Consider the following 26,404-nt stretch of genomic DNA (forward strand, 5'->3'; position numbering starts at 1 on the left):
TGGGCACCGCAACCCGTCTTAGCGAAGCGGCTAGCATTTTTGGGCTTCGACTTCCACATTGGAATTGTTAAGGGCGAGCAGCCCTTAACTCGTTGCGGGGAGAGTGGAGTCCAGAGGTAGGGAGGGGGGAGTCGAAACACCCCTCCCTGCCTCTGGCCCGCGCGGAGCGCATGCCATTTGACCAAAAGAGAAACCCTGCCCCGCGCCACCAGCGCGAGAAGGATTTCTGGTTCTCTTTTGGCACGCAAAAGAGAACTTAGCCCCACCGCAAGAGCGATTTAATCCGCGCCACCAGCGCGAGAACCATTTACCCTCTGCAAGCCTCCACAAACGCATCAAACAACCCCTGCTGCGCCGGGTCTGCATCGCTGAGCCACTCCGGATGCCACTGGACGCCGAGGCAGAAACGTGCGTCCGGCTTTTCCAGCGCTTCCACGATGCCGTCCTCGCTGAGGGCGGCGACCTCCAATCCGGGGGCAATGCGGTCTGCCGCCTGATGATGCTGGCTGTTGACGAGGACGGTGTCCTGCCTCAGCAGGCGGGAGAGCAGAGTGCCCCGCCGCACCGTGACGGTGTGGACTTTCGCCCAGTGGTCGTTGTGGGGGACGTGCTCGAAGGGCTTGATGTCCTGATACAGGGTGCCGCCCAGCACGGCGTTCATCACCTGAATGCCCCGGCAGATGCCCAGCACCGGCTTGTCTGCGGCGAGGAAAGCCCGCAGCAGCTTCGGTTCGGCGGCATCCCGCAGAAGATTCGGCTCACCGCAGGCGGGGATGCGCTCCTGCCCATAAAAAGCGGGGTCCATGTCGCCGCCGCCCGGGAGCAGCAGGCCGTCACAGGTCAGCGCTTCGGCCACAGCGGCGTCCGGGTCAGAAAGCTCTACCCAGTGTACCTCGGCCCCGGCCCGGGCCAGACTTTCCAGATATTTCGACTGCGCGGTGGTAAGCTCCGGGTCGGTGCTCATCCGGGGCATGGCGATGCTGATAGACATATAGACTACCCTTTCTGTCCTCTCCCTTTGGGAGAGCCTCTTTCGGAACAAAACAAAAACCCAGAACCATCGGTTCTGGGTTTTGTGGCGGAAAGATGGGGATTCGAACCCCAGAACGCTTTTGACACGTTACACGATTTCCAGTCGTGCGCCTTAGACCAACTCAGCCATCTTTCCACATCTTCAGTTTTCACCGCTTCAGGCCGTGGCCCTCAGCGCTCCACTATAATACCTGAAAGAAGGTCTTTTGTCAAGCTTTTTTTCAAAAAAGTTTGTATTTTTTCAAAAATGACGAAGCAGCGAATGCGGTGGAGCCGAGAGCGTCGAAAAAGCTCTTGACGCAGGCACGAAACGGGACTATGATGAGGGCAGAGAGTATGCAGGGCGCAGAAGCTCCGCGAAAGACAAGGAAAATCAGGAGGAAAAACAGATGAATTATTCAGATGTTTTGGCCAATGCCCGCCAGTGCATCGGCAAATACTGCAAGGCCTGCCCCGTGTGCAACGGCGTGGCCTGCAAGAATCAGATCCCCGGCCCCGGTGCAAAGGGCGTGGGCGACACGGCCATCCGCAATTACAATAAGTGGGCCGACATCCGGGTGAACATGGACACCCTGTGCGAAAACGGCACCCCCGACACCCACGTCGAGCTGTTTGGCCGCAGCTTTAAGTATCCCTTCTTCGCCGGCCCGGTGGGCGCGGTGAACCTCCACTACTCCGATACCTACACCGACATGACCTACAACGACGTGCTGGTGCGGGCCTGCGCCGAGAGCGGTATCGCCGCCTTCACCGGCGACGGCACCAACCCCGACGTCATGACCATGGCCACCAAGGCCATCGGCAATGCCGACGGCTGTGGCGTGCCCACCATCAAGCCGTGGAACATCGACACCATCAAGGAGAAGATGGCGCAGGCCAAGGCCAGCGGCTGCTTTGCCGTTGCCATGGATGTGGACGCCGCCGGCCTGCCCTTCCTCAAGAACATGACCCCTCCGGCGGGCAGCAAGAGCGTGGCCGAGCTGGCCGAGATCGTTAAGCTGGCCGAGCGGCCCTTCATCGTCAAGGGCGTCATGACCGTCAAGGGCGCGCTGAAGGCCAAGGAGGCCGGTGCCGCTGCCATCGTGGTGTCCAACCACGGCGGCCGCGTCCTCGACCAGTGCCCCGCCACCGCCGAGGTCCTGCCTGAGATCGCCGCCGCCCTCAAGGGCACTGGCGTCAAGGTCCTCGTGGACGGCGGCATCCGCACCGGCGTCGATGTCTTCAAGGCACTGGCTCTGGGTGCTGACGGCATCCTCATCTGCCGCCCCTTCGTCACGGCTGTCTACGGCGGCGGCGAGGAAGGCGTCAAGTGCTACATCGATAAGCTGGCCGGTGAGCTGGCCGACACCATGCAGATGTGCGGTGCGCACTCCATCAGCGAGATCACCCGCGAGATGGTGCGCATCTAAAGGGAGAACTATACTCTTTTGCGCGCCAAAAGAGTACCAGAAAAGCGCCCGCTGCTTCCGAAGCGCGGGAGGCATGGCCAAGGGGCTGCTCGCCCCTTGGAACCCCAAAGAAGTAGACAAACCCCTGAAAATCGGGAGATTCCCGCCTGCGGCGTGAAGATCTCTTTTCGATTTTTCAGGGGTTTGTTGATTTGCGGCGCTGCCGCAGAAAAGAAACAGAAGATTCTGCGGTTTATTGCAAAAGTAAATGAAATATGATATGATGAAATCGGTGGTGGTCAGCGAAGGCGGGGATAACTGAAATTATAGAGGAATCTATCATGATTACATTAAAACAATATACAAATGAGGAAGAACAAATCCTTGGCATGGAGTTTGAGATTCGGAAAGATAAGGCCCTTTAAGATTTTATAAAAGGGATAAAGATGTAAGACGATGAAAAAAGAAGAATACATGCCCGGAGTAAATCGAATAAATACATATACGGATTCTCGATTTTCGAAAAAAGTTCTAAATCAACACGGAGCATTTCTTATTGGAGATGAACCGTATGAAGTAGAAATTGTATCAAAAACAGATGCAATTATAAGAGGAAAGAACCCAAATTTCTATGAGAGTGTAATAGAAAATTTTCGATTCTACGCTGAGCATATTACGAACTTTTGGGATGAATCGAATAATCTTGTGAAAACATATCCTGCGGTAGAATTGGTACGAATTTCCATAGCGGAAATTCAGCCTTCACAATTTTATGTGGATGAAATCAAGAAGCGAGCCGTAAGTGATTTTGTTTACACAGAAGAAGATTTGGTGATTCCGCTTGTGAAGTGGGAAGGTCGCAATGTTTCTGTGGATGGTCATACCCGGTTGTTTGTGGCGGCTGAAAAAGGAATCCAAAATGTGTATGGATTTTATACAAAGGCGGACGATTATGTCAGAGATTTTGCGGCAGAAGCTATCAGGCGAAATATTGTATCCCCTTATCAACTGATTGAAGTAAAACATAGAGATTATGAAAAGCTCTGGTTTGCGTTCTGCGACGAATACTTTTCGGGAAAATAAGTAAGAAAAAGCGGCATCTTCCATCCAAACAGGAAGATGCCGCTTTGCGGTTCAAGTTTACTTCAGAGTCCCATCCAGCACCTGCTGATAGTACCACGGTTTCGGGGCGTGGAAGGTCTTGCCGCTGAGGAACTCGAAATCGGGCTGATTGAAGTGAGGCATGGTCAGCTCCCACGCGCAGAGGGCCTGATACTTCAGCTTCAGCTCGCGGTTGGCGGTGTTGTTGCCGTACTTGCTGTCGCCGAGGATGGGGCAGCCGATGCTGGCCATGTGGGCGCGGATCTGGTGGGTGCGGCCGGTGATGAGCCGCACCTTCAGCAGGGCCAGACGGCCCGAGACGGCGATGGTCTCATACTGGGTCTCCACATCCTTCGCGCCGGGCTGCTTGTCCTCCACGATCTTGACGATGCCGCGGTCGGCGTCCTTGAGCAGATAGCCGCCGAGGGTGGCGTCCGGGGGCGTAGGACGGCCAAAGGTGACGCAGAGGTAGGTCTTTTTCACCTCGCGGCTCTTGATGGCGGCGAGGAACAGCTCCTCGGCCTCGGGGGTCTTGGCGATGATGACAAGGCCGCTGGTGCCGGTGTCGAGACGGTGGCAGAGGGCGGGGGTGTAGATGTCGTTCTCCTTATACTCGCCCTGCTGGCTGAGGTAGAGCAGAGCGCGGTTGAGCAGGGTGTCGTCGTCCGGGCCGTCCACAGCGAGGCCGGCGGGCTTGTTGACGATGAGGATCTGAGGGCAGTCGTAGACTACCTGTGCCGGGCCGCGGGCGTTCTTCCACGCTGGGCCTTCCACCCGCTTGTCGGCGTCCAGCACATCGTCGAGGATGAACAGCTTGATCTCATCGCCCGCCATGACACGGGTGGAGAGGGGCTGCTTTTTGCCGTTGAGCTTGATCTTGTTTTCGCGCAGGGCCTTGTTCAGCCGACCGGGGTTCAGTGCGGGGAACTGCTGCATCAGATAGTTGTCCAGCCGGGTGGGGGCGAGACATTTTACTTTCAATATTTTCACGGAAGTTTCCTCTCTAAGGTTAAGAATGAGTTAAGATTTGCTTTTATTGTAGCGAATCCAACTTCCTGCGTCAAGTTGGGAGTTTACTTTTTCCCAAAACAAGTGTATACTGTGCCAGTGCAAAACAAGTTAGGCATGAAATACCTATTATAGAGAGGGAAGAAGGTATCGATATGAAGAACGATAAGAAACGGATGCTCCTTGCAGGCGTTCTGGCGCTGAGTGTTCTGACCGGCTGCAGCTCTGCCAGCGCGGCCAGCGCCACCAGCAGTATGGCCGCTTCGATGGCTGCGGCCAGCCCTGCCGCCAGCAGTGAGGTCGTCTCCCAGCCCGAAACGGCGGAGGGCGTTGTCCTGCCCATCGCTCAAGGCAGTCTGGAAGAGATAAAGACCGGCTCCTATCAGTTTGCAGCGAACATCACGAATGTGGATGCCAAAAAGCGCCAGATGGACATGACGGTCTATGCCTACGACAGCTACCGGACCGAAGACATCGACGGGCTGGAAGCAGGCAAGGCCATCCGCATCCATCCGGACGGGGCTGTGGAGGCACAGGACCTGACCGTCGAGAGCATCGAGCGGAACGAGGAGACAGGCATCGTTTCTATCAACGGCGGCATCGAGCAGGGCGGTGTGGACCTGTGGCGCAGCAATGACGTCTACCGCACCGTCACCTACGACGATTACCCGGTCTATTATATGGTGGGCGAGCTTGTCCTGCCGATGGATGAGAACATCACCCTCAGCGACAGCTCTTCCGGTGTGGACGCTGCATCGGTGGAGACCAACGGCACCAACGGCGTGGCCAGCGCCGTCGGTGCGGATCTGGACAGCTGGACGGAGTACAACACCACCGTCTCCACGACCGACGGCAAGGTGAGCAATATCCTCCGCATCTGGGTGCCGTAAGGGGAGTTTTTTGTAAAACCCGTTGACAAATGGCCTGACTATGCTATAATCTGAAATGAGCGCAGAGGAGCAGGGTGCCCCTTTGCGTGTGAACGGAAATTATGGCAAATGGCAAGGATGGGGCCAGAAGGATGTGTGCCGCCGCCCAGAGAGAACGCCCTTGGCTGAAAGGCGTTCCGGCAGAGCATTTTTTACGCCACCCCGGAGCTTCCGGCGAAACGAACCGGACGCTGCGCAGCGTTACAGCGCACAAAGCGGCAGAGGCCCGGCGGGCTTTTCTGCAATTTGGGTGGTACCACGGAGCTTTTCAGACAGCCTTCGTCCCTTTTCGGGATGAGGGCTGTTTTTTGTTTTTTGTCAGCCTGCCATAACAAACTGCGTCCGGAGGAGGACGCCGATACACGAGGAGAGATAAAAACTATGCAATGGACCGGTTTGAACGAACTGCGTGACAAGTACCTTACCTTCTTTGAGGGCAAGGGCCATCTGCGTCTGGACAGCTTCCCGCTCGTCCCGAAGAACGACCCCAGCCTGCTGCTCATCAACAGCGGCATGGCCCCCATGAAGAAGTGGTTCCTCGCTCAGGAGGAGCCTCCCCGCCACCGCGTGACCACCTGCCAGAAGTGCATCCGCACCCCTGACATCGAGCGCGTGGGCATCACCGCCCGCCACGGCACCTTCTTCGAGATGCTGGGCAACTTCTCCTTCCAGGACTACTTTAAGGAGGAGGTCATTCCCTGGGCTTGGGAGTTCCTGACCAGCGACGAGTGGATGGCCATCCCGAAGGACAAGCTCCACATCTCGGTCTACAAGGAGGACGACGAGGCTTACGACATCTGGACCAAGAAGGTGGGCGTCGCCCCCGACCACATGGTCCGTCTGGGCAAGGAGGACAACTTCTGGGAGCACGGCTCCGGCCCCTGCGGCCCCTGCTCTGAGATCTATTTCGACCGCGGCCCCGAGTACGGCTGCGGCAAGCCGACCTGCGGCGTGGGCTGCGACTGCGACCGCTATATGGAGATCTGGAACCTCGTGTTCAGCCAGTTCGACGCCGACGGCAAGGGCCACTACGAGCGTCTGGCCCGCCCCAACATCGATACCGGCATGGGTCTGGAGCGTCTGGCCTGCGTGATGCAGGGCGTGGGCAACCTGTTCGAGGTCGATACCGTCCAGAGCGTGCTGCACCATGTGGAGCACATCGCGGGCAAGACCTACGGTGCTGACCCCAAGGAGGACATTTCCATCCGCGTCATCACCGACCACATCCGCAGCTGCACCTTCATGGTGTCTGACGGCATTCTGCCCTCCAACGAGGGCCGCGGCTATGTGCTGCGCCGTCTGCTCCGCCGCGCTGCCCGCCATGGCCGGATGCTGGGCATCAGCCGCCCCTTCCTCGTGGAGCTGGTGGAGACGGTCATCCAGTCCAGCGAGTCCGCTTACCCCGAGCTGCGTGAGCACGACGCCTATATCAAGAAGGTCATCGGCACCGAGGAGGCAAACTTTGCCCGCACCATCGATGCCGGCATGAACATCCTGAACAACATGATCGACGGTCTGGAGAAGGCTCACCAGCACCTGCTGAAGGGTCTGGACGTCTTCAAGCTGAACGACACCTTCGGCTTCCCCCTCGACCTGACCAAGGAGATCGCCGCCGAGCAGGGCATCGAGATCGACGAGGATGGCTTCCACGCCGAGATGACCAAGCAGAAGGAGCGTGCCCGTGCCGAGCGCCTCAAGAAGAACATCTCCGGCTGGAGCGAGGACCTGTTCGGCGCTCTGACCGCTGACCTCACCGAGTTCGTGGGCTACGACAGCCTCAAGAGCGACAGTGTCGTCGTGGCTCTGAGCGACGAGGAGACCCTGACCGATGCCATCGCCACCGACGAGCAGGCCAAGGAAGGCGTGCTGGTGGTTCTGGACAAGACTCCCTTCTACGCTGAGATGGGCGGTCAGGCCGCAGACCACGGCGTCATCAGCGGCCCTGAGTGCGTGCTGCGGGTGCAGGACGTCAAGAAGACCCCCAAGGGCTACTACGTCCACACCTGCACCCTCGAGAGCGGCATCGTCCATGTCGGCGACCACCTGACCGCCTGCGTGGATAAGGAATACCGTATGGCCATCGCCCGCAACCACACCGCCACCCACCTGCTGCAGGCTGCTCTGCGCGAGGTTCTGGGCGACCATGTCCATCAGGCAGGCTCTTATCAGGACGCCGAGATCACCCACTTCGACTTCACCCACTTCAGCGCAGTCACCCCCGAGGAGCTGGCCCGGGTGCAGAAGATCGTCAACGATAAGATCTACGAGTCGATGAACGTCACCGTCAAGGAGATGCCCATCGAGGAGGCCAAGAAGCTGGGCGCAATGGCCCTCTTCGGCGAGAAGTACGGCAAGGTCGTCCGCGTGGTTGACATCGAGGGCTGGTCCACTGAGTTCTGCGGCGGCACCCACGTCAAGAACACCGCCCAGATCGGCGGCTTCAAGATCGTCAGCGAGTCCTCCGTCGCCGCCGGCATCCGCCGCATCGAGGCCGTTACCGGCCGCAACCTGCTCATCCGTGCAAACCTGCAGGAGGCAATGCTGCACACCGTGGCCAACACCTTGAAGGCCAACAACATCACCTCTCTGCCCATCCGTGCCGAGGCCGTCATGGCCGAGAACAAGGCCATGAGCAAGGAGCTGGAGGAGATCAAGGCCAAGGTCGCCGCCTCCAAGGTGGACAGCCTGTTCGACAATGCCGAGGAAGTCGGCGGCGTGAAGATCGCTTCTGCATACTTCACCGGCACCTCCGGCGACACCCTGCGCGGTATGTGCGACTCCATCCGCGACAAGGCCGTGAACCCCTGCGTGGCGGTTCTGGTCGGCAAAACGGACGATAAGATCACCATGGCTGTCACCGTCAACAAGCTGGCACAGGAAAAGGGCCTCAAGGCAGGCAATCTGGTCAAGGAGATCTCTGCCATCGCAGGCGGCAAGGGCGGCGGCAAGCCCGACTTCGCTATGGCCGGCCTGAAGGAGGAGACCAAGATCGACGAGGCTCTGGCTGCGGTCAAGGGCATCGTGGAGAAGCAGCTGGGCTGATTTTAGGACGTAGGAGCTGTGCGCAGAAGGCTCTCCCTTTGGGAGAGCTGTCACCGCAGGTGACTGAGAGGGCAAGCCTGTGGCCCAAGAGCCGCTGCGGCGCGATAGGCAGGCGCTTTTGGTAGAGCGATAATATCGCTGTGCTTTGGGTCTCCTGTCAGCGCCTTTGCCCTCTCCGTCTGCTTCGCAGACACCTCTCCCAAGGGGAGAGGCTTGACAGCATGCGGCAGCATCCTGATAATAGATAGTAGGAAGGAGCGATTCCCATGGAAGATTGTCTGTTTTGCAAAATTGCAGCGGGGGAGATCCCCTCGAAGAAGCTCTATGAGGACGAGCAGGTGGTGGCATTCTACGACATCGCCCCGCAGGCCAAGGTGCATTTCCTCGTCATCCCGAAAAAGCACATCCCCTCGGCCGCTGCGCTGACTGAGGCTGACGGCGCTCTGCTGGGCCATGTGTTCGCGGTCATCGCAAAGCTCGCCAAGGAGCAGGGCCTCGACAACGGCTACCGCGTCATCTCCAATGTGGGCGAGGATGCCGGCCAGACCGTCAAGCATCTGCACTTCCATGTTCTGGGCGGCGAGAAGCTGCCTGTCTGATTCCGGAAAATGAAGGAGATCGTTGAATATGGCTAAGACTTATACCCTGAACGTCGCGGGCCTGACCCGTGAGCTGACCATCTGTAAGGTGGACGACCACTTGGACATCGCAGCCTTCATCATGCTGGGCGACGCCGAGCTGACCGTGGCTGCTGCTGCCGAGCTGCTCAAGAAGTGCCCGGAGTTCGACATCCTGCTGACCGCTGAGGCCAAGGGCATCCCGCTGGCCCACGAGATGAGCCGCCAGAGCGGCAAGCCCTACGTCTGCGCACGCAAGGGCGTCAAGCTGTATATGCCCGACCCCGTCGTCGTCGAGGATCAGTCCATCACCACGGCAGGGAAGCAGAAGCTGGTCATCGACCGCAAGGAGCTGGACAAGATGAGCGGCAAGCGGGTGCTGGTCGTGGATGACGTCATCTCCACCGGCGGCTCCCTGAAGGCTCTGGATGAGCTGGCCGAGCAGACCCAGTGCACCATCGTGGGTCAGGCGGCCGTTCTGGCCGAGGGCGATGCAGCACAGCGCAAGGACATCATCTTCCTTGAGCCGCTGCCGCTGTTTTTCCACTAAGCTGAGATGCGACGCCCGCTCTGCGCGTTCTGCCTGAGTGCGCTGGGTGTGTTAGCATTGTGCTCATTTTTGCCGCAGACGGGGCTTTTGCTGCCGTCTGCGGCAATTTTTGTTGTCTTCTGCCTGCTGGTCTGGTGGAAAGGCGGGGCTGCACGAGGTTATGCGGTCTGTCTGCTGCTGGGCGCTTTGGTTGGCGTCGGCATCCGGGAGACCACCGATGCCCGGCTGGCGAAAATACAGGGGTCATACGCCGGACAGGAAGCCGTCCTGACCGCAGAGGTGGAGAGCATCGGCCGCGCCTATGGGGCGGGCCGGGTGAGCGCTGTGCTGCGGGTGGAGACGGTAGACGGAGAGGCTGTCCGGTTCCGTGTGGAGTGTGTCAGTCTGCCCCGATGCGAGGCAGGCGGCCGCATCCGGGGCCGCTTCGCGCTGGACCTGCCGGACGCCACCCAGCGCCTCGGCGACTACGCCGACGGCATCGCCCTGAGCGCGGAGTATCAGTCGGGGATGCTGCGGCTTGGGCCGGGCCGAAGCTTCCGTGCCCGGACGGCCCGCCTCCAAGCGGCCCTGAGCCGCGCTCTGCGCGGCGGCATGGCAGAAAACACCGGCGGCATTCTGGCTGCGATGGCCGCAGGAGACAAGAGCCATCTTTCCTCCGCCCTCCGCAGCGCCTACCGGGGCGCAGGACTTTCCCATGTGCTGGTGGTGAGCGGCCTGCACGTCACCATCTTCTGTGGTCTGCTGGACGCTCTGCCCCGCCGGGAGCGGGAGCGCAGCCGGGCCTATCGGCGGGCGAGGTCTCTGCTCCGGGCCGGGACGGCTCTCCTGCTGGTGGGCATCACCGGTGTGACGCCCTCGGTCCTCCGGGCGGCGGTGGCGGTCTGGATCAGCTCCCTCGGGGTCTGGCTGGGAGGCCCGGCGGACACCCTCACCTCGCTGGGTGCGGCGGGCGTCCTCATGTGTCTGGGCAACGGGTACGCTGTCTGTGACGTGGGCTTCGAGCTGTCCTTTGCGGCGGTGCTGGGCACGCTGGCCGGGGGAACGTGCGCAAAGCGAGGCCGGAAAGCCTACTATAATAAGAAGAAAAAACAGGGGAAGAAGCCCTCCCGCCCGATGCTGCTCCTCCGCCGTCTGGCGGGCGGCGTGTGGGATGCGCTCTGCGTCTCCCTCTGCGCCTCGGCGGCGACCTTCCCGGTGCTGGTGCTGCGGGGGATGAGCGCGACGGTCTGGGCCGTGGTGTCGGGCGTGGCGGTCCTCTGGATGGTGGGGCCGATGCTGGGCCTCAGCCTCGGCGCGGCGCTGCTGGGTCTGGCGGCCCAGAATTTCGGATCCCTGCCCTTGTTTGAGATCCTCCGCTGCCCCATAGCCTTCTGTGCCGAGGGGCTGGCGTTTGGGATGAACGAGTGGGCCTTCCGGGTGTCCGGTCTGCCGGGGGCGTCGCTCTGGTTCGATGGCGGGTATGCCGCACTGGTGTGCCTCGTGCTGTTCTTGCTCTGCGCAGCGGCGATGCGGTGGAATGTCCGCCTCCGGGCGGCACTTCCTACGGTCGTTTTACTGACGGCGCTGGCCTTCGGCCTTGAAACGGCCCTGAGCTGGAACGTGGTGAACATTGAGCTTGTGGGCACGCAGGCCGCGCCCGCCGTCATCATCACCCGGCGGGAACAGGCGGTCGTTCTCTTCCGGGGCAGCAGCATCACCCAGCGGGCCGTGGAGACCCAGCTGGAAAAGCGGGGTGTAAAAACGGTGGAGCTGCTGGTGGACCTGCGGATGCAGCCGGAGACGCCCTGCAACTTGAAAGCCGAAACGCGCATCAAAGCCGCAGCATTGGCTGCGGACACCACCCGCCGTGCCGCCTGCGGAGGGGTGGACTTGGAGCTTTACCGCACCCGGCAGGGCTGCATCGTCCGGCTGACCATCGGCGGGCAGCGGTTTGTCACGGTAAGCGGCACCGTCCGCCCTGCAAAGCCCATCCGGGCCGAGTGGCTGCTGGCGTCGATGGCGCGGCCGGACAACATCCGGTACACCGATTGCCTGACCCTAAGCCGAAAGTACCGCTGGATGCGGGAGAGCGACGCTGTGCCCGTCTCCCGCCTGCGCCTCCGCCTCGCAGGGTGAGCGCTTTTCAAAGCGGGCGGAGTATGATAAAATAAGGCCATCACCTTAATAGAAAAAGGAGCCGATGATTTGGCAACGGAAACGAAACTCCGGCAGCTGGCCCAAGGGGGCTGTCCGGTCTACTATTTTTATTCCAGTGAGCGGTATCTGGTCCGGCAGGCCGTGGCCCGGGCGTCGAAGCTGCTGGCCGAGGGCGAGGACGAGGAGACGACGGTGCTGGACGGCGCGACGCCGGAAATCGAGCAGCTCATCATGGCGGCAGGCACCATCTCCTTCTTCGGGACGCGGCGGGTGGTGCTTCTGCCCGAGGTGGACCCCGCCGCCTACAGCGACAAAGACCTTGACGAGCTGTGCGCTACGCTGGCCAGCCTCGAAAACGCTGTGGTGGTGCTGGGCAGCGTGTTTGAGTTGGAACGCAATAAGCTCAAGCTGGGCAAGCGGGCGCAGAAGCTCGTCGCCCAGTGCACCAAGGTCGGCTTTGCCGAGGAGCTGGCCAAGCCCAAGCCCTACGAGCTGAAGGTCATGATGATGGACCGGGCCAAAGCGCAGGACACTACCCTCTCCGAGGGCACGGCGGCGGCCCTGCTGGAACGCTGCGGCGAAGACCCCTTCCTGCTGGAAAACGAGGTGGATAAGCTCTGCGCCCTCTCGGGTTATCAGACTGTGACCACGGCGATGGTGGCCGAGATGGGCACCGTGAGCCTTGAGGCCGATGTCTTCGAGATGATACGGATGATCACGGCGAAAAACGCTACCGGCGCGTGCAAAAAGCTCCAGACCCTGCTGCGCTTACAGCAGGAGCCGATCCCCATCACTGCTGCCATGATCGGCAGCTACGTCGATCTGTACCGGGTCAAGCTGGGCGCGGCCAAGCGGAAAAGCTATAACACCGTGTTCAAGGACTTTGGCTACAAGGGCAGCGACTACCGGCTCAAGCGCTCGGCGGAGACGGCCAGCCACTACACCCTGCCCCAGCTCGAGGCCTGTATGCAGATCCTTTTGGAGCTGGACAGGAGTCTGAAAAGCCAGCCGGTGAGCGCCCAGACCCTTCTGGAAACGGCGCTCTGCCGCTTGGCTATGGCAGGAGGAAGAAGATGAGCGAAAAACAGGAACTGCTGCACACCGACCGTGTGCTCATCGTGGAGGGCAAGTACGATGCCGCCCGCCTGTCTCATCTGACGGACGCCATGATCCTGTTGACGGACGGCTTTGGCATCTATAAGGACAAGAAGCGTCAGCAGCTTTTCAAGACATTGGCCCGCAGGAACGGCCTCATCCTGCTGACGGACTCCGACGCAGCGGGCTTCCGCATCCGCACCTACATCACGAATCTGGTGGGGGAAAAGAATGTCGTACAGGCCTATGTCCCGGCTATCCACGGCAAGGAAAAGCGGAAGGCTCAGCCCGGCAAGGAGGGGCTTCTGGGGGTCGAGGGCGTGGACGACGCCCTTGTCCTGCAGGCGCTGCGGGATGCTCTGGGCGAAGAGGCCGATACGACCCCGGTGAAGCCGGAGGGGCGGCAGATCACCTACACCGACCTCTACGAGTGGGGGCTTTCGGGCACGGCAGGCTCGGCGGAGCGGAAGTTGAAGCTGCTCTCAGCCCTCGGGCTGCCGCCCCGGCTCTCGAAAAAAGAACTGGTGGAGGCCCTTAACCGCCTCTACAGCTACGAGCAGCTGGACGAAATGCAGGCGGAGCTGCTCAAAGGGTGAAGATACAGTTGGATTTTTTGAGAAAATATGAAAAAGATTCAAGTGAGACTTCTGGAAAACTTGCCGCAAGCTGTGATATAATCAATACACTGTGCGCCCGTCGTGTACGAAGCACGACGGGCGCAGATCTTTGCATGGTGCAATAAAGGAGACAATCAATGGAACGCGAAAAACTCAAATCGAGACTCGGGTTCATCCTCCTTTCCGCCGGCTGCGCGATCGGCATCGGAAATGTGTGGAAGTTCCCCTACATGGCAGGTCAGGGCGGCGGCGGCGCGTTCGTGCTGTTCTACCTGCTCTTCCTCGTCATTCTGGGCCTGCCTATCATGAGCATGGAGTTCGCCGTGGGCCGCGCCAGCCACAAAAGCCCGGTGCGCGCCTATCAGGCCCTCGAGAAGCCCGGCCAGAAGTGGCACATCCACGGCTACTTCACCCTCATCGGCTGCTATCTGCTGATGATGTTCTACACCACGGTGTCGGGCTGGATGCTCCACTACTTCTACATGACCGCCGCCGGAAAGCTCTCCGGTCTGGATGCCGGTCAGGTGGCAGACGCCTTCACCGAGATGCTGGCAAGCCCGCTCATCATGGGCTTCTGGATGGTGGTGGTCGTGGTGTTCGGCATCTTTGTCTGCGCCCGCGGCCTGCAGAACGGCCTTGAGAAGGTGACGAAGGGGATGATGATCGCCCTGCTGGTCATCATGGTGGTGCTGGCCGTCAATAGCCTGTTCATGCCCGGCGCAAAGGAGGGCCTGCGCTTCTATCTTGTGCCCGATTTTGGCCGCATGAAGGAGGTGGGCGTCGTCAACACGCTGGTGGGGGCCATGAATCAGGCCTTCTTCACCCTGAGCCTCGGCGTCGGCGCAATGGCCATCTTCGGCAGCTACATCGGCAAGGAGCACGCCCTGCTGGGGGAGAGCGTCCGTGTCGTGGTGCTGGATACCTTCGTGGCTCTGACCTCCGGCCTCATAATCTTCCCGGCCTGCTTTACCTACGGCGTGGACCAGACCAGCGGCCCCAGCCTCATCTTCATCACCCTGCCCAACATCTTCGCCAATATGTCGATGGGCCGTCTGTGGGGCAGCCTGTTCTTCCTGTTCATGGCTTTTGCGGCCCTTTCCACCGTTCTGGCCGTCTTTGAGAACATCATCTGCTGCGGCATGGAGCTGACCGGCTGGAGCCGTCAGAAGTCCAGCCTCGTCAACCTCTTCCTCATCATCGCCCTCTCACTGCCCTGCGTGCTGGGCTACAATGTCTGGGCATGGGACGGTTTCGCCATCTTCGGCGGCGCAGTGCTGGATCTGGAGGACTTCCTCGTCAGCAACCTCTTCCTGCCTCTCGGCTCCCTCGTCTACCTGCTGTTCTGCGTCACCCGCTACGGCTGGGGCTGGGACAACTACAAGAAGGAAGTCAACACCGGCGACGGCCTCAAGGTGCAGGACTGGATGCGCGGCTATCTGACCTATGGCCTGCCCCTCATCGTCCTGTTCATCTTTGTGTTTGGGTTGTACGACAAGTTCATCGCCTGATCAGATTGGAAAAAGACCCGTGGTGCGGAAAGCTCTGCACCACGGGTCTTCTGTTATATGCAAAAAGTCCCGTGTTCACACTGTTGTGGGAACATGGGACTTCAGAGCTTGCGGCTTACTTCACATATCGGCCTTCGCAGATGTTCTTGCAGCAGGCGCTGACGGGGAACCAGCAGCAGTCGCGGCAGATGTCGGCGAGGATCTCGGGTGTGGCCTTGGCGTCGATGGCACGGATGAGGTCCTGATAGACGTATTCCTTTTCCTCGAGGCCGAAGTATTCTACTGTCTTTGCGTCGTAGCGCTTGACCTTTTCCTGCGTGTCGCAGAGATCCTCGCCCAGCTTGTTGGGGCAGCAGGAACAGAGCGTGTCGGTGGAGAAGGTGAGGCGGATGGTGGTGCCGGGAACATCCCGGAGCTGGTGCACCACATCGGTCATGTGGGCGACAAAATCGTTGTCGTAGCCCTTGCCGGAGTAGCCCTGTGTGCAGAGCAGATGGTGGGGACGAAGTACGATGCTCATGCCTTCAGACCCGGGATACGCTTCCGCAGATTGAGACCGATGGCGCAGGCCAGCACAGCCTTGATGATGGCGGTGGGGATGAAGGGCAGCACGCAGGCAGAGATACCGACGGCGATGGTGCTGTGGGCTACCACCACGAAGAGGGCGACGCCCACCACATAGTTGACCAGAGTGCCAACCACGACAGCGGTGACGAACGCGCCCTTGAAGGCGTTGCGGTGCTCAACGCCGAGGCCGATGATGTAGGCCATCAGGGGGAAGGAGATGAGGAAGCCGCCGGTGGGGCCGACGAACTTATCAAAGCCGCCGGAGAAGTTGGCCAGCACCGGCACGCCCACGGCACCCAGCGCCAGATAGACCAGCGTAGCGATGGCAGAAAGCTTGGAACCCAGCACCACAGCAGCCAGCGTGATGGCGAAGGTCTGCATGGTCATGGGGACGCCCAGAGGCATCGGGATGGAGATCTGGGCCATCACTGCGATGACGGCGGCGAACAGGCCCGCGTAGCAGATGTCGCGGACGGAAAACTTGGATTTGCTGGCCGAAGCGGCCTGTGTGGTTTGACTCATAATGAATGCTCCTCCTATACTTGCGGCCCCGGGGGCCGGTGTCTGGCCCAAAGCGGCCATACGCCCAGTATGACAGACTGGAGCAGCGGCGTCAACTTGAGAGTTGCAAAAAGGTTTACAATTCAAAATGAAAAACCAAAACAGGAAAATATACAAAAGATGTCGCTTTTGGTTGTGGAATGTGCTATACTAAATCCAGCTATAGAAAGCACACCAGGAACAACAGAGAGGAGAACATCATGCAGCATGAAACCGTGATCGTGCTGGACTTTGGCGGCCAGTACAATCAGCTCATCGCGCGCCGCGTCCGCGAGAACAATGTCTACTGTGAGATCTATTCCTATAAGACAGATCTTTCCGTCATCAAGGCAAAGAACCCCAAAGGCATCATCTTCACCGGAGGCCCCAACAGCGTCTATCTGGAGGATTCGCCCACCATCGACCCCGAGATCTTCCGCTGGGGTGTGCCTGTGCTGGGCATCTGCTACGGCAGCCAGCTCATGATGCACCTGCTGGGCGGTCATGTCTGCCGCGCACCGGAGCGCGAGTACGGCAAGACCGAGGTCTTCGTGGACAACAGCAGCAAGATGTTCACCGATGTGCAGCCTTCCACCATCTGTTGGATGAGCCACAACGACTACATCGAGCAGGCGGCGCCCGGCTTCAAGGTCACGGCCCACACCGTCAACTGCCCGGTGGCAGCGGCAGAGAATGAGGAGAAGGGTCTGTACGCCGTCCAGTTCCACCCCGAGGTGCTCCACACCGCAGAGGGCAAGAAGATGCTGCGCAACTTCGTGTACAATGTCTGCGGCTGCACCGGCGACTGGAAGATGGACTCTTTCGTGGAGAACAATGTCAAGGCCCTGCGGGAGCGCATCGGCGACGGCAAGGTGCTCTGCGCCCTGTCCGGCGGCGTCGATTCCTCGGTGCTGGCCGCCATGCTGGCCAAGGCCATCGGCAAGCAGCTGACCTGCGTTTTTGTGGATCACGGCCTGCTGCGCAAGAATGAGAAGGAAGAGGTCTGCTCGGTCTTCGGCCCCGGCAACGCCAACGGCTTTGACATCAACTTCATCTGTGTGGACGCTCGTGAGCGCTACTTTGCAAAGCTGGCCGGTGTCACCGAGCCGGAGCGCAAGCGCAAGATCATCGGCGAGGAGTTCATCCGCGTCTTCGAAGAGCAGGCCAAGCAGATCGGCAAGGTCGATTTCCTCGCACAGGGCACCATCTACCCCGACGTGGTCGAGAGTGGTCTGGGCGGTGAGTCCACCGTCATCAAGAGCCACCACAATGTCGGCGGTCTGCCCGACACTGTGGACTTCAAGGAGCTGGTGGAGCCTCTGCGCAACCTGTTCAAGGACGAAGTCCGTCAGGCTGGCCGTGAGCTGGGTCTGCCCGAGTATCTGGTCAGCCGCCAGCCCTTCCCCGGCCCGGGTCTGGGCATCCGCATCATCGGCGAAGTGACTCCCGAAAAGGTCGCCATCGTACAGGATGCCGACGCCATCTGGCGCGAGGAGATCGCCAAGGCGGGCCTCGATAAGGAGATCAGCCAGTACTACGCCGCACTGACCAATATGCACAGCGTCGGCGTCATGGGCGACGAGCGCACCTACGACTACGCCGTGGCCCTGCGCGCCGTCACCACCACCGACTTCATGACCGCCGAGAGCTACAATATGCCTTGGGATGTGCTGGGCACAGTCACCAGCCGTATCGTCAATGAGGTCAAGCACGTGAACCGCGTGTTCTATGACTGCACCGGTAAGCCGCCGGCTACGATCGAGCTCGAGTAATCTGCAAACCCTGAAAAGTATTGATGCAATGCAATATTTTGAGAGTCAAAAGGCTCTGTGATACTGTTTTGATACTATCAGGCGATTATTCATAAAGAGAGACATGAAAATAAGATTGCTGCAAAATAAAAACGCGATAGCAATCTGCACAAAGAAATAGTACAAAATTAGAAACCCGGAACCCTTTTTGAGCCGTTTTGACTCTGAAAAGGTTCCGGGTTTTGTGCAATATTTTTCGAGGAACTATTTTGCAACAGCCCCTTTTCGCATATCCATATCCTTCTCACACACCCGATGGCAGTAGGCCATTCTCCTTCGAGTAGGCATACGCCTCCTCCTTAAAATGCCGGATGGCGAGGGCGTTTAGGTGGTCGGGGAAGGCGCTGGAAATAAGGTAGCAGATGCGCGTCGGGGGCGGGTCGAGAAGCTCGTAAATTTGAACTGGAAACTCACGGGTCAGTTCAGGAAGGTTGCTACGCTGGACGATGGCCCAGCTGCCGGGCTGCTGGAGGAACTGCTTCATCACGTTGCAGGAGTCTACATGGATGAGGTAGTTGCGGGTGCCAAAACGGCTGTTGTGCCATGTGTCGAAAGCGGGATTCCAGCGCTGGTAAATTTCAGCTTTGGGGTCGAAGCGGTCGAGGGTGGTGTGGATGGGTGGGCCGGGCTGCTCGCAGGCCTGCACGACCACATAGTCCAGCCGAAAGAGAGCATCACAATCGACGCCCGGCACCTCGGAGGAGGTGGAGACAAAGGCAAGGTCAAGCTGTTTGTTGGCTACCATCTGGTAGGCCTCAATGCTCTGGTAGACAAGAAGAGACATCTTGGTGTGGTGACGGGAGATGACCCGGTTGCAGATGTCCGGCACGAGGGTGGCGCTGAGGCTGCCAATGGTCGAGATGGTGATGGAGTTGGAGAGGAAGAAGCGCGTTTCGTCTATCTCACCATAAAGCTCTATGAATTTTTGCGCAGTTTTCAGGAATGCCTCGCCGCGCGGGGTGAGAATGATGCTCTTTTTGCCCTTTTCGCGGTGGACGAGGGTACAGCCCAGCTCGTTTTCCAGTTGCTGGATGCGGGCAGAGATGGCAGGCTGGGTCTTGTAGAGCAGATCTGCCGTCTTGGTGATGCTGCCCGTTTCACAGAGGACGACATAGGTCTCGAAAAGGTCATGGTCCACAAAAAGTCCACTCCTTCTTTGTCAAATATAAGCATTTTTTATATTATAGAGAAAAATAATCGATTTGTCAATAAATGCAAAACATAGTATAATATGCATAAAGAAAGCGGCGGATGTGAGCAAAATTAAGAAATTTTGCTGGCAAAAACTGCAAAAACAGACAAGCGACCCCGAGCACATCAGGACAAAAGGAGTAATTACTATGGCTGCAAGCAAGTACACCGCAAACATGTTCGACGCAGAGGAACTGGCTGCTCTGCGTGAGAAGTTCAACTATGTTGATACCGACATCAAGGGCCGTCACCGCTTGTTTATGGACAATGCCGGCGGCTCACTTCGCCTGAAGGCCGCAGAGGACGAATTTAAGCGTGTCAGCGAGATGCCCGATGCCTCTGAGCACTCCAACGAGCTGGCTCTGGAACTGCTGGCACTGGAAGATAAGGCCCGCATCGACATTAAGAGCGTTATCTTCGGCGCAAAGACCGGCGTTATCTACCCCAGCTACACCGCCTCCCAGATCATGATGGATGTGGCCCGCATCTTCGCCGACCATGCCAAGGGTACCAACTATGTTACCACTGTGCTGGAGCACCCCTCCTCCTTCGACGCGATGACCTACAACGCCAGCAAACACGGCTGTGAGTTGCGTGTGGCACAGGCCAACCCCGCTACCGGCGGCGTGGACGCTGAAGCAGTCCTCGACCTCATCGATGAGAATACTGCTGTGCTGAGCTGCATGGCCGCGTCCAATATCTCCGGATACATCTACGACCTGAAGACCATCTGCAAGAAAGCCCGCGAGAAGAACCCTGACATCTTCATCATCTGCGATGCCGTTCAGCATGCCCCCCACGGTGCCCTGAACCCCGAGGAACTGGGCGTGGACATGATGCACTTCGCCCCCTACAAGTTCTTCGGCGTACGCGGCTTTGCGCTGGCATGGCTGTCTGACCGTGTGGCCGAGTTTGACCACTACCGTCTGCTGGGCAAGGCCAAGAACGACTGGGAGATCGGCAGCCCGGCTACCGCACAGTTTGCTGCCGTGCAGCAGATCATCGAGTACGTCGTTGCTCTGGGCAAGGTGAAGGATCCCGATGAGACGGACCGCCGCGCCCTGTACGAGGTCGGCATGAAACGGATCGCCGATCACGAGCGCGGCCTGCTGGAGCTGATGCTGGACGGCACCGACAAGATGCCCGGCCTGCGCCACATGGAGGGCGTTACCGTTCAGATGGATGGCAAGGACCTGACCACCCGCGACCTCATCCTTGGCATCGAGCTGGCTAACATTCCCTGTGAGCAGGCCGTTAAGGAGTACGACAAGCGCGGCATCGTCACGTTCGACCGTTCCGCTTCCAGCCTGTACTCGCGCCGTATGCTGGACGCTTTCGGTCTGAAGGGCGTCGTCCGGCTCTCTCCCCTCCACGTCAACTCGGTGAAGGACATCGAGGAGTTCCTGCAGATCACGGCTGACATGGTCAAGGCTGCAAAGTAAGAAAGAATCGGATAAAAAGAGAAGAGTAAATTTGATATAGGAGAAAATACCATGACTGAGTCTAAGAAACAAAAGAAACTCGGCCTCGGTGGCCGTATCCTCATTGGCATCGTCATCGGTCTTGCCATCGGCTTTATCTCGCCCTCTCTCGCCTCTGCCTTGTCCCCGCTGGGCACCATCTTCCTCCGCTTACTCAAAATGATCATGGTCCCGTTGGTCTTCTTCAGCATCACCAGCGGCGTCTGCAAGATGGGCGACATCAAGCAGTTGGCCTCTGTTGGTCTCCGCTTTGTCCTCTATATCCTCTTCACCTCGGGTCTGGCCTCTGCGGTTGGCGTCATCGTGGGCCTTATCTTTCAGCCGGGAAAAGGCACTACCGAGTTTCTGGACGCGTCGGCCAACGTGGAGAGCGTGACCTATAACTTTATCGACAACGTCGTCTCATGGGTGCCAGATAACGTCGTCAACGCGATGGCAACGGCCAATATGCTGCAGGTCATCGTCTTTGCCCTCTTCCTCGGCGTGGCCCTGCTGAGTCTGGGTGAGAAGGCGAAGGTCTTTACATCCTTCATCGATCAGGGCAGCGACGTCATGCTGAAGATCGTCGAGTACATCATGGCAGTCTCTCCCATCGGCATCGCCTCCCTGATGGCTACGATGGTCTCTACCATCAGCGGCGCTACTATGAAAGAGGTCGTCTCCTTCATCATCATGGATTACGGCTGCGGCATTACGATCCTGCTCATTGTCTATCCGCTCCTCATCAAGCTGCTGGCCCGCGTGCCGGTCATCTCCTTCATGAAGAAGATTTCTGAGCCTATGATCGTTGCTGTCACCACCACTTCTTCTGCCGCCACTCTGCCCATCTCCATCAAGGTCGCCGGCGAGAAGCTGGGTGTCCCCGAGAACATCTATGGCTTCACCCTGCCTCTGGGCAACACCTGCGGTATGAACGGTTTCGCTATGTTCATCGGACTGTGCTGTATCTTCGCTTCCAACCTCTACGGTATGCCTGTCACGGTTGCCTCTCTGGCCCAGTTCATCTTCCTCGGCATCATCCTCTCGGTAGGCGCTGCAGGCGTAAAGGGCGCAGGCATCGTCATGTCCACCGTCCTGCTGGAGGCCATAGGTATGCCTTTGACCCTTATCCCTATTCTGGCTGCGATCTGGCCAGCCATCGACCCCATCCATACCCTGATGAACAACACCAGCGACCTTGTGGGCACTATGCTCATCGCTCGTCAACTGGACAAGGTGGATATGAATGTTTATAATAGCTGATAGGAACAGCCACAACAAGTAACACACGAAAGAGTACGCAAGATGAGAACACCGGAAGAACAGCTGGTCGATGCCAGCCTTGATATGGGAAAAGCCCTGCTTCTAGCAGGCGGCGAGGTGACGCGGGTGGAGGACACCATCACCCGCATCCTCCACGCCTATGGGATGCATAAGGTGGGTGTGTTTACCATTACCTCCCTTATTGAGGTCACGGCACGCACGCCGGACGGCGACGAGATCGTCAAGGCCCGGCGCATCGCCGGAGGCTATGCCACCAACCTCGACCGGGTAGAACAGTTGAATGCCCTCTCCCGCGAAATTTGCGCCACCTGCCCTCCGCCGCAGGACATCACTGCCCGTATAGAGGCCATCAAATACCCGAAGCCGGAGGCGGCGTGGATCAGCTACGTCGGCGCGATGCTGGCGGCGGGAAGCTTTACTGTCTTCTTCGGCGGCAGACTGGCCGATGTCCCGGCGACGATCATCCTCGCCTGTTTCATCAACTGGATGGATCGGAAAGGCATCTACAAAAAGGAGAACCAGCTGCTGTTTTATCTGGTCTGCTCCATCGTGACGGGCTTTCTGGGCTGCATCCTCGTCCGGGTGGGCATCGGTGTCCATCTGGACAAAATTCTCATCGGATGCATCATGCTGACCATTCCCGGCATCCCCATTACCTACGCGATGCGGGATATGCTGCTGGGCGAGAGCATCACAGGCCTGTTTCGGTTTGTGGAATCCCTGCTCATTGCGGCCAGCATTGCGGGCGGCTTCCTGCTTGCGACCGTCCTTGCAGAGGGGGTGCTGTGATGGGGCAGATATTAGCTGGTGCGCTGGGAGGCCTCGGCTTCTCCATTGTCTTCGGCGTGCGCAAAAAGTACATGGTGCTCATCGCCCTCAACGCTGGCTTGTCGTGGGCCGTCTATCTGGCTGTGAACGCGCTGGCCGGGGACTTCGCAGGCAATATGGCGTCGGCCATGTTCTGCAGCCTAATGGCCGCAGTTCTGGCCCGGCGCATCAAGGTCCCTACCGTCGTGCTCCAGATGCCCGCCACCGTGCCCATGATTCCCGGTGGCAGCCTCTACTACACGATGCTCTATGTCTTCTCGGGCGATATGATCAATGCCAAGCTCTATTTCCTCTCCACCATCTGCGCTATCTTCGGTATGGCCATCGGTTTTGCTGTGGTGAGTGTCCTGCTCAGGACGCTGGCCGAAAAGCGTACCCGCGCCACTCACGGCGCTTGATCTCAGGTCTTTCATGCGGGGAGCTGCGATGATGTACACGATGCACTATGATTCGCCGCTGGGTGGGATCCTGCTGGCAGCGGACGAAGAGGGCCTGACCGGGCTGTGGTTCGAGACGCAGAAATACTTTGCGGCAAAACTTGCTCCGGAGCATGAGGAGATGATGACACCGGCGCTGGACGCCGCCTGCCGCTGGCTGGATGTCTATTTTTCGGGTCGGGAGCCGGACTTCACGCCGAAGCTCCATCTCGTCGGCTCGGACTTCCGGCAGGCGGTGTGGGCGCTGCTGCGGAAGATCCCTTACGGCCAGACCACGACTTACGGTGCGCTGGCGGGACAGCTGGCCGAGCAAAGCGGAAAGCGCGTCTCGGCACAGGCGGTGGGCGGCGCTGTGGGGCACAACCCCGTCTCCCTCATCGTGCCCTGCCACCGGGTGGTGGGCAGCGGCGGAAGCCTGACCGGCTATGCAGGCGGGGTGGAAAAGAAGATGTGCCTGCTGACGCTGGAAAACAGCGAGGCAGCGAAATTTTATCGATAAAAAGCAGGGCATCCCGCCGGGATGCCCTGCTTTTTGGTTATCTGAAATTACTTGTTCCGGATGTACTCATCGATGGCCTTGGCGGCAGCCTTGCCTGCGCCCATGGCCTTGATGACGGTGGCTGCGCCGGTGACGGCGTCGCCGCCGGCATACACGCCTTCGCGGCTGGTCTTGCCCTCGTCGCCCTCGGTGACGATGCAGCCGTGCCGGTTGGTCTCGAGGCCCGGCGTGGTGGAGCGGATGAGAGGATTGGGGCTGGTGCCCAGACTCATGATGACGGTGTCCACGTCCATGGTGAACTCGCTGCCCTTCTTCTCGATGGGGCGGCGGCGGCCGGAGGCGTCCGGCTCACCCAGCTCCATCTCGATGCAGGTGATGGCCCTGACGAAGCCGTCCTCGCCGGGCAGGATCTCCACGGGGTTGCAGAGGGTCTTGAAGATGATGCCCTCCTCCTCGGCGTGCTCGACCTCCTCCTTACGGGCGGGCAGCTCGGCCATGCCGCGGCGGTAGACGATGTAGACCGTCTCCGCACCCAGACGGAGGGCGCTGCGGGCAGCGTCCATTGCCACATTGCCGCCGCCCACGACCGCCACCTTTTTGCCGGTGCGGATGGGGGTCTTGCTGGTGGGGAGATAGGCCTTCATCAGGTTGGAGCGGGTGAGGAACTCGTTGGCGGAGTAGACGCCCTTCAGGCTCTCGCCGGGGATGCCCATGAAGCGGGGCAGACCGGCACCGGAACCCACGAAGACGGCCTCGTAGCCGTACTCATCCATCAGTTCGTCGATGGTCAGCACCTTGCCGATGACCATGTTGCACTCGAAATCGACGCCCATCTTCCGGAGGCCGTCGATCTCCTGCTGGACGATGGCCTTGGGCAGACGGAACTCGGGGATGCCGTACATCAGCACGCCGCCAGCCACATGCAGGGCCTCGTAGACCGTGACCTTGTAGCCCAGCTTGGCCAGATCACCGGCAGCGGTCAGGCCGGCAGGGCCTGCGCCGATGATGGCGACTTTGTGGCCGTTGGGTGCAGGCACGATGGGAGCAGTGTGGACGTTCTCGCGGTGCCAGTCGGCCACGAAGCGCTCCAGACGGCCGATGCCGACCGGCTCATTCTTGATGCCGCGGGTGCACTTGCCCTCGCACTGGCTCTCCTGCGGGCAGACGCGGCCGCAGACGGCGGGCAGGGAGGAGGAGCGGTTGATGACCTGATAGGCGGCCTCGAAGTCGCCCTCGGCCACATGGCCGATGAACTCGGGGATGTCGATGCCGACGGGGCAGCCGGTCTGGCAGGGCTTATTCTTGCAGTGGATGCAGCGCTTGGCCTCGTTCACGGCCATTTCGGCGGTGTAGCCCAAAGCCACTTCCTCAAAATTCTTGTTGCGGACGTTGGGGTCCTGAGTGGGCATGGGGCACTTTTTGGGGTCTATATTGAAAGCCATCTTACATTCCCTCCTGAGTCTTGAACAGGTTGCAGGCCTTTTCGCGGGCCTTGGCCTCAAAGGGGCGGTACATGGTGCCGCGGGCCATGGCCTCGTCGAAATCTACGAGGTCGCCGTCGAAGTCGGGGCCGTCCACGCAGGCAAACTTGGTCTCGCCGCCCACGGTCAGGCGGCAGCCGCCGCACATGCCGGTGCCGTCGATCATGATGGGGTTCATGGAGACGATGCTCTTGAGGCCGTGCTTCTGGCAGGTCTTGACCACGAACTTCATCATGATGAGAGGGCCGATGGTGATGACGAGGTCGTACTGGTTGCCAGCGGCTACCAGCTCATCGAGGGCGGCGGTGACAACGCCCTTGGTGCCGTAGCTGCCGTCGTCGGTCATGATGCGCAGCTCATCGCTGCAGGCTTTGAACTCATCCTCGAGGATGAGCAGATCCTTGCTGCGGAAGCCTACGACGCTGTGGACGACACAGCCCTGCTCGTGCAGCTCCCGGGCGATGGGCAGAGCGATGGCGCAGCCCACGCCGCCGCCGACGACGCAGACCTTCTTCAGGCCCTCGGTCTCGGTAGCGCGGCCCAGCGGGCCGACGAAATCGTGGACGCTCTGGCCCACCTCAAGGCTGTTCAGCTCCATCGTGGTACCACCGACGATCTGGAAGATGATGTCCACGGTGCCCTTCTCCCGGTCGTAGCCTGCGACGGTGAGGGGGATGCGCTCGCTGTCCTCGAGCGGGCGCACAATGATAAACTGGCCCGGCTTTGCCTTTTTGGCAATGAGGGGGGCTTCAATGACCATCTTTGTAACGGTGGGGTTGAGCGCCACCTTTTCCGTGATCTTGTACATTGCGTTTGCTCCTTTTTCTGACGACATATTCCCATGCATGAAAACACGCCTGATCCCCGGTGCGGCCCGAAGCAGCAGGCGCGAAAGTTCAGCAACGATTTGACAACCTTAATTATAACGGCTTTAAAATAGGAAAGCAATTAAATTTTCTTCGCGTCAGTCCGGACAAACTTGAACGACGGCGCAGTTTTGTGCGCGGCAGGGGGACGGCGACGGCTCTTTTTTCGAAAAATGCAAATTTATGGTTGACAAGGGCAAAAAACTGCGGTATAATAATCGACGTCGCCGGGAACACCCGGCACGCCACAATGGATCTGCGGCCGTAGCTCATCTGGTAGAGCGCCACCTTGCCAAGGTGGAGGTAGCGAGTTCGAGCCTCGTCGGCCGCTCCATTTTTGTGGAAGTTTAGCTCAGCTGGGAGAGCATCTGCCTTACAAGCAGAGGGTCAGCGGTTCGAGCCCGTTAACTTCCACCA

Annotated in this window: 23 protein-coding genes and 3 tRNA genes; 18 read left to right on the forward strand and 8 right to left on the reverse strand. The window is 59.4% G+C overall.

What is annotated here, in order from left to right; all coding sequences use genetic code 11:
* Nucleotides 1-307 precede the first annotated feature (307 nt).
* A complete protein-coding gene (locus ACT8X9_RS06935; RefSeq protein ID WP_444268527.1) occupies nt 308-991 on the reverse strand; it encodes a gamma-glutamyl-gamma-aminobutyrate hydrolase family protein in 684 nt (227 codons plus the stop codon).
* Between the two features lie 85 nt (nt 992-1,076).
* Nucleotides 1,077-1,168: transfer RNA gene (locus ACT8X9_RS06940), tRNA-Ser, on the reverse strand.
* Nucleotides 1,169-1,421: 253 nt separating this feature from the next.
* On the opposite strand from ACT8X9_RS06940, the gene ACT8X9_RS06945 reads away from it, so the two are divergent.
* Nucleotides 1,422-2,441: an alpha-hydroxy-acid oxidizing protein gene (locus tag ACT8X9_RS06945; protein WP_444268528.1), complete on the forward strand. Its 1,020-nt coding sequence runs from the start codon at nt 1,422-1,424 to the stop codon at nt 2,439-2,441.
* A gap of 435 nt (nt 2,442-2,876) precedes the next feature.
* Nucleotides 2,877-3,503, forward strand: coding sequence for a hypothetical protein (locus ACT8X9_RS06950; RefSeq protein WP_097838999.1), 627 nt, complete (start codon nt 2,877-2,879; stop codon nt 3,501-3,503).
* A gap of 57 nt (nt 3,504-3,560) precedes the next feature.
* On the opposite strand, the gene ACT8X9_RS06955 is transcribed toward ACT8X9_RS06950, so the two are convergent.
* Nucleotides 3,561-4,511, reverse strand: a complete 951-nt coding sequence (locus tag ACT8X9_RS06955; protein ID WP_227621264.1) for an RluA family pseudouridine synthase — start codon at nt 4,509-4,511, stop codon at nt 3,561-3,563.
* Between the two features lie 173 nt (nt 4,512-4,684).
* Here ACT8X9_RS06955 and ACT8X9_RS06960 point away from each other — a divergent pair, with 173 nt between their 5' ends.
* From ACT8X9_RS06960 to ACT8X9_RS06995, 8 genes are all read left to right on the forward strand, one after another.
* Nucleotides 4,685-5,419 (forward strand): hypothetical protein, encoded by a 735-nt coding sequence (locus tag ACT8X9_RS06960; RefSeq protein WP_444268529.1) that lies wholly within the window; start codon nt 4,685-4,687, stop codon nt 5,417-5,419.
* Between the two features lie 420 nt (nt 5,420-5,839).
* Nucleotides 5,840-8,500, forward strand: a complete 2,661-nt coding sequence (gene alaS, locus ACT8X9_RS06965) for an alanine--tRNA ligase (protein WP_444268530.1) — start codon at nt 5,840-5,842, stop codon at nt 8,498-8,500.
* 266 nt (nt 8,501-8,766) lie between these two features.
* Nucleotides 8,767-9,099: a histidine triad nucleotide-binding protein gene (locus tag ACT8X9_RS06970; RefSeq protein WP_227621261.1), complete on the forward strand. Its 333-nt coding sequence runs from the start codon at nt 8,767-8,769 to the stop codon at nt 9,097-9,099.
* A gap of 28 nt (nt 9,100-9,127) precedes the next feature.
* Nucleotides 9,128-9,667: a phosphoribosyltransferase family protein gene (locus tag ACT8X9_RS06975; RefSeq protein WP_412591665.1), complete on the forward strand. Its 540-nt coding sequence runs from the start codon at nt 9,128-9,130 to the stop codon at nt 9,665-9,667.
* An 87-nt stretch (nt 9,668-9,754) separates the two neighbouring features.
* The gene (locus tag ACT8X9_RS06980) at nt 9,755-11,782 is read left to right on the forward strand and encodes a ComEC/Rec2 family competence protein (protein WP_444268531.1); all 2,028 of its coding nucleotides are present in this window, start codon (nt 9,755-9,757) and stop codon (nt 11,780-11,782) included.
* 69 nt (nt 11,783-11,851) lie between these two features.
* Nucleotides 11,852-12,880, forward strand: a complete 1,029-nt coding sequence (holA, locus tag ACT8X9_RS06985; protein ID WP_444268532.1) for a DNA polymerase III subunit delta — start codon at nt 11,852-11,854, stop codon at nt 12,878-12,880.
* Nucleotides 12,877-13,494 (forward strand): toprim domain-containing protein, encoded by a 618-nt coding sequence (locus tag ACT8X9_RS06990; RefSeq protein ID WP_444268533.1) that lies wholly within the window; start codon nt 12,877-12,879, stop codon nt 13,492-13,494. Before holA ends, ACT8X9_RS06990 begins: the two co-directional genes overlap by 4 nt.
* A gap of 158 nt (nt 13,495-13,652) precedes the next feature.
* Entirely contained in the window at nt 13,653-15,023 is a 1,371-nt protein-coding gene (locus tag ACT8X9_RS06995) for a sodium-dependent transporter (RefSeq protein ID WP_249233459.1), read from the forward strand.
* A 115-nt stretch (nt 15,024-15,138) separates the two neighbouring features.
* Here the strand turns inward: ACT8X9_RS06995 and ACT8X9_RS07000 are convergent, their stop codons facing one another.
* The gene (locus tag ACT8X9_RS07000) at nt 15,139-15,543 is read right to left on the reverse strand and encodes a DUF1284 domain-containing protein (RefSeq protein WP_227621255.1); all 405 of its coding nucleotides are present in this window, start codon (nt 15,541-15,543) and stop codon (nt 15,139-15,141) included.
* Entirely contained in the window at nt 15,540-16,112 is a 573-nt protein-coding gene (locus ACT8X9_RS07005) for a biotin transporter BioY (protein ID WP_444268534.1), read from the reverse strand. Before ACT8X9_RS07005 ends, ACT8X9_RS07000 begins: the two co-directional genes overlap by 4 nt.
* 239 nt (nt 16,113-16,351) lie before the next feature.
* Here ACT8X9_RS07005 and guaA point away from each other — a divergent pair, with 239 nt between their 5' ends.
* Nucleotides 16,352-17,902 carry a glutamine-hydrolyzing GMP synthase gene (guaA, locus tag ACT8X9_RS07010; RefSeq protein ID WP_444268535.1) on the forward strand — a complete coding sequence of 517 codons (1,551 nt, stop codon included), beginning with the start codon at nt 16,352-16,354 and terminating at the stop codon, nt 17,900-17,902.
* 283 nt (nt 17,903-18,185) lie between these two features.
* Here guaA and ACT8X9_RS07015 read toward each other — a convergent pair whose 3' ends face one another.
* On the reverse strand, nt 18,186-19,079 hold the full coding sequence (locus ACT8X9_RS07015) for a LysR family transcriptional regulator (protein WP_444268536.1): 894 nt from the start codon (nt 19,077-19,079) through the stop codon (nt 18,186-18,188).
* Nucleotides 19,080-19,281: 202 nt separating this feature from the next.
* On the opposite strand from ACT8X9_RS07015, the gene ACT8X9_RS07020 reads away from it, so the two are divergent.
* Genes ACT8X9_RS07020 through ACT8X9_RS07040 form a run of 5 tightly spaced genes read left to right on the forward strand, consistent with a single transcriptional unit; the run spans nt 19,282 to nt 23,640 of the window.
* A complete protein-coding gene (locus ACT8X9_RS07020; protein ID WP_444268537.1) occupies nt 19,282-20,574 on the forward strand; it encodes an aminotransferase class V-fold PLP-dependent enzyme in 1,293 nt (430 codons plus the stop codon).
* Nucleotides 20,575-20,625: 51 nt separating this feature from the next.
* The gene (locus tag ACT8X9_RS07025) at nt 20,626-21,855 is read left to right on the forward strand and encodes a dicarboxylate/amino acid:cation symporter (RefSeq protein WP_249233453.1); all 1,230 of its coding nucleotides are present in this window, start codon (nt 20,626-20,628) and stop codon (nt 21,853-21,855) included.
* Between the two features lie 42 nt (nt 21,856-21,897).
* A complete protein-coding gene (locus ACT8X9_RS07030; RefSeq protein ID WP_444268538.1) occupies nt 21,898-22,665 on the forward strand; it encodes a threonine/serine exporter family protein in 768 nt (255 codons plus the stop codon).
* Entirely contained in the window at nt 22,665-23,102 is a 438-nt protein-coding gene (locus tag ACT8X9_RS07035; RefSeq protein WP_444268539.1) for a threonine/serine exporter family protein, read from the forward strand. The genes ACT8X9_RS07030 and ACT8X9_RS07035 overlap by 1 nt, the downstream gene beginning before the upstream one ends.
* Before the next feature lie 28 nt (nt 23,103-23,130).
* Nucleotides 23,131-23,640: a methylated-DNA--[protein]-cysteine S-methyltransferase gene (locus tag ACT8X9_RS07040; protein ID WP_444268540.1), complete on the forward strand. Its 510-nt coding sequence runs from the start codon at nt 23,131-23,133 to the stop codon at nt 23,638-23,640.
* Between the two features lie 47 nt (nt 23,641-23,687).
* Here ACT8X9_RS07040 and gltA read toward each other — a convergent pair whose 3' ends face one another.
* Both gltA and ACT8X9_RS07050 read right to left on the reverse strand, forming a co-directional pair.
* Entirely contained in the window at nt 23,688-25,082 is a 1,395-nt protein-coding gene (gene gltA, locus ACT8X9_RS07045; RefSeq protein WP_444268541.1) for an NADPH-dependent glutamate synthase, read from the reverse strand.
* A 1-nt stretch (nt 25,083) separates the two neighbouring features.
* The gene (locus tag ACT8X9_RS07050; protein WP_227621242.1) at nt 25,084-25,929 is read right to left on the reverse strand and encodes a sulfide/dihydroorotate dehydrogenase-like FAD/NAD-binding protein; all 846 of its coding nucleotides are present in this window, start codon (nt 25,927-25,929) and stop codon (nt 25,084-25,086) included.
* Nucleotides 25,930-26,245: 316 nt separating this feature from the next.
* On the opposite strand from ACT8X9_RS07050, the gene ACT8X9_RS07055 reads away from it, so the two are divergent.
* A tRNA-Gly gene (locus ACT8X9_RS07055) sits at nt 26,246-26,321 on the forward strand.
* Between the two features lie 7 nt (nt 26,322-26,328).
* Nucleotides 26,329-26,404: transfer RNA gene (locus tag ACT8X9_RS07060), tRNA-Val, on the forward strand.

Source organism: Faecalibacterium sp. (assembly GCF_052358865.1).
GTDB classification, from domain to species: Bacteria; Bacillota; Clostridia; order Oscillospirales; family Ruminococcaceae; genus Faecalibacterium; species Faecalibacterium butyricigenerans.

What these genes read in the sequence shown, in the direction of transcription:
- ACT8X9_RS07005 (WP_444268534.1), bottom strand. Translation starts at nt 16,112, where the DNA reads ATGAGTCAAACCACACAGGCCGCTTCGGCCAGCAAATCCAAGTTTTCC.
- gltA (WP_444268541.1), bottom strand. Translation starts at nt 25,082, where the DNA reads ATGGCTTTCAATATAGACCCCAAAAAGTGCCCCATGCCCACTCAGGAC.
- guaA (WP_444268535.1), top strand. Translation starts at nt 16,352, where the DNA reads ATGCAGCATGAAACCGTGATCGTGCTGGACTTTGGCGGCCAGTACAAT.
- ACT8X9_RS06970 (WP_227621261.1), top strand. Translation starts at nt 8,767, where the DNA reads ATGGAAGATTGTCTGTTTTGCAAAATTGCAGCGGGGGAGATCCCCTCG.
- ACT8X9_RS07025 (WP_249233453.1), top strand. Translation starts at nt 20,626, where the DNA reads ATGACTGAGTCTAAGAAACAAAAGAAACTCGGCCTCGGTGGCCGTATC.
- ACT8X9_RS06950 (WP_097838999.1), top strand. Translation starts at nt 2,877, where the DNA reads ATGAAAAAAGAAGAATACATGCCCGGAGTAAATCGAATAAATACATAT.
- ACT8X9_RS06935 (WP_444268527.1), bottom strand. Translation starts at nt 991, where the DNA reads ATGTCTATCAGCATCGCCATGCCCCGGATGAGCACCGACCCGGAGCTT.
- ACT8X9_RS06960 (WP_444268529.1), top strand. Translation starts at nt 4,685, where the DNA reads ATGAAGAACGATAAGAAACGGATGCTCCTTGCAGGCGTTCTGGCGCTG.
- alaS (WP_444268530.1), top strand. Translation starts at nt 5,840, where the DNA reads ATGCAATGGACCGGTTTGAACGAACTGCGTGACAAGTACCTTACCTTC.
- ACT8X9_RS07035 (WP_444268539.1), top strand. Translation starts at nt 22,665, where the DNA reads ATGGGGCAGATATTAGCTGGTGCGCTGGGAGGCCTCGGCTTCTCCATT.
- ACT8X9_RS07030 (WP_444268538.1), top strand. Translation starts at nt 21,898, where the DNA reads ATGAGAACACCGGAAGAACAGCTGGTCGATGCCAGCCTTGATATGGGA.
- ACT8X9_RS06995 (WP_249233459.1), top strand. Translation starts at nt 13,653, where the DNA reads ATGGAACGCGAAAAACTCAAATCGAGACTCGGGTTCATCCTCCTTTCC.
- ACT8X9_RS06975 (WP_412591665.1), top strand. Translation starts at nt 9,128, where the DNA reads ATGGCTAAGACTTATACCCTGAACGTCGCGGGCCTGACCCGTGAGCTG.
- ACT8X9_RS07020 (WP_444268537.1), top strand. Translation starts at nt 19,282, where the DNA reads ATGGCTGCAAGCAAGTACACCGCAAACATGTTCGACGCAGAGGAACTG.
- ACT8X9_RS07040 (WP_444268540.1), top strand. Translation starts at nt 23,131, where the DNA reads ATGATGTACACGATGCACTATGATTCGCCGCTGGGTGGGATCCTGCTG.
- ACT8X9_RS07050 (WP_227621242.1), bottom strand. Translation starts at nt 25,929, where the DNA reads ATGTACAAGATCACGGAAAAGGTGGCGCTCAACCCCACCGTTACAAAG.
- ACT8X9_RS06990 (WP_444268533.1), top strand. Translation starts at nt 12,877, where the DNA reads ATGAGCGAAAAACAGGAACTGCTGCACACCGACCGTGTGCTCATCGTG.
- ACT8X9_RS07000 (WP_227621255.1), bottom strand. Translation starts at nt 15,543, where the DNA reads ATGAGCATCGTACTTCGTCCCCACCATCTGCTCTGCACACAGGGCTAC.
- ACT8X9_RS06945 (WP_444268528.1), top strand. Translation starts at nt 1,422, where the DNA reads ATGAATTATTCAGATGTTTTGGCCAATGCCCGCCAGTGCATCGGCAAA.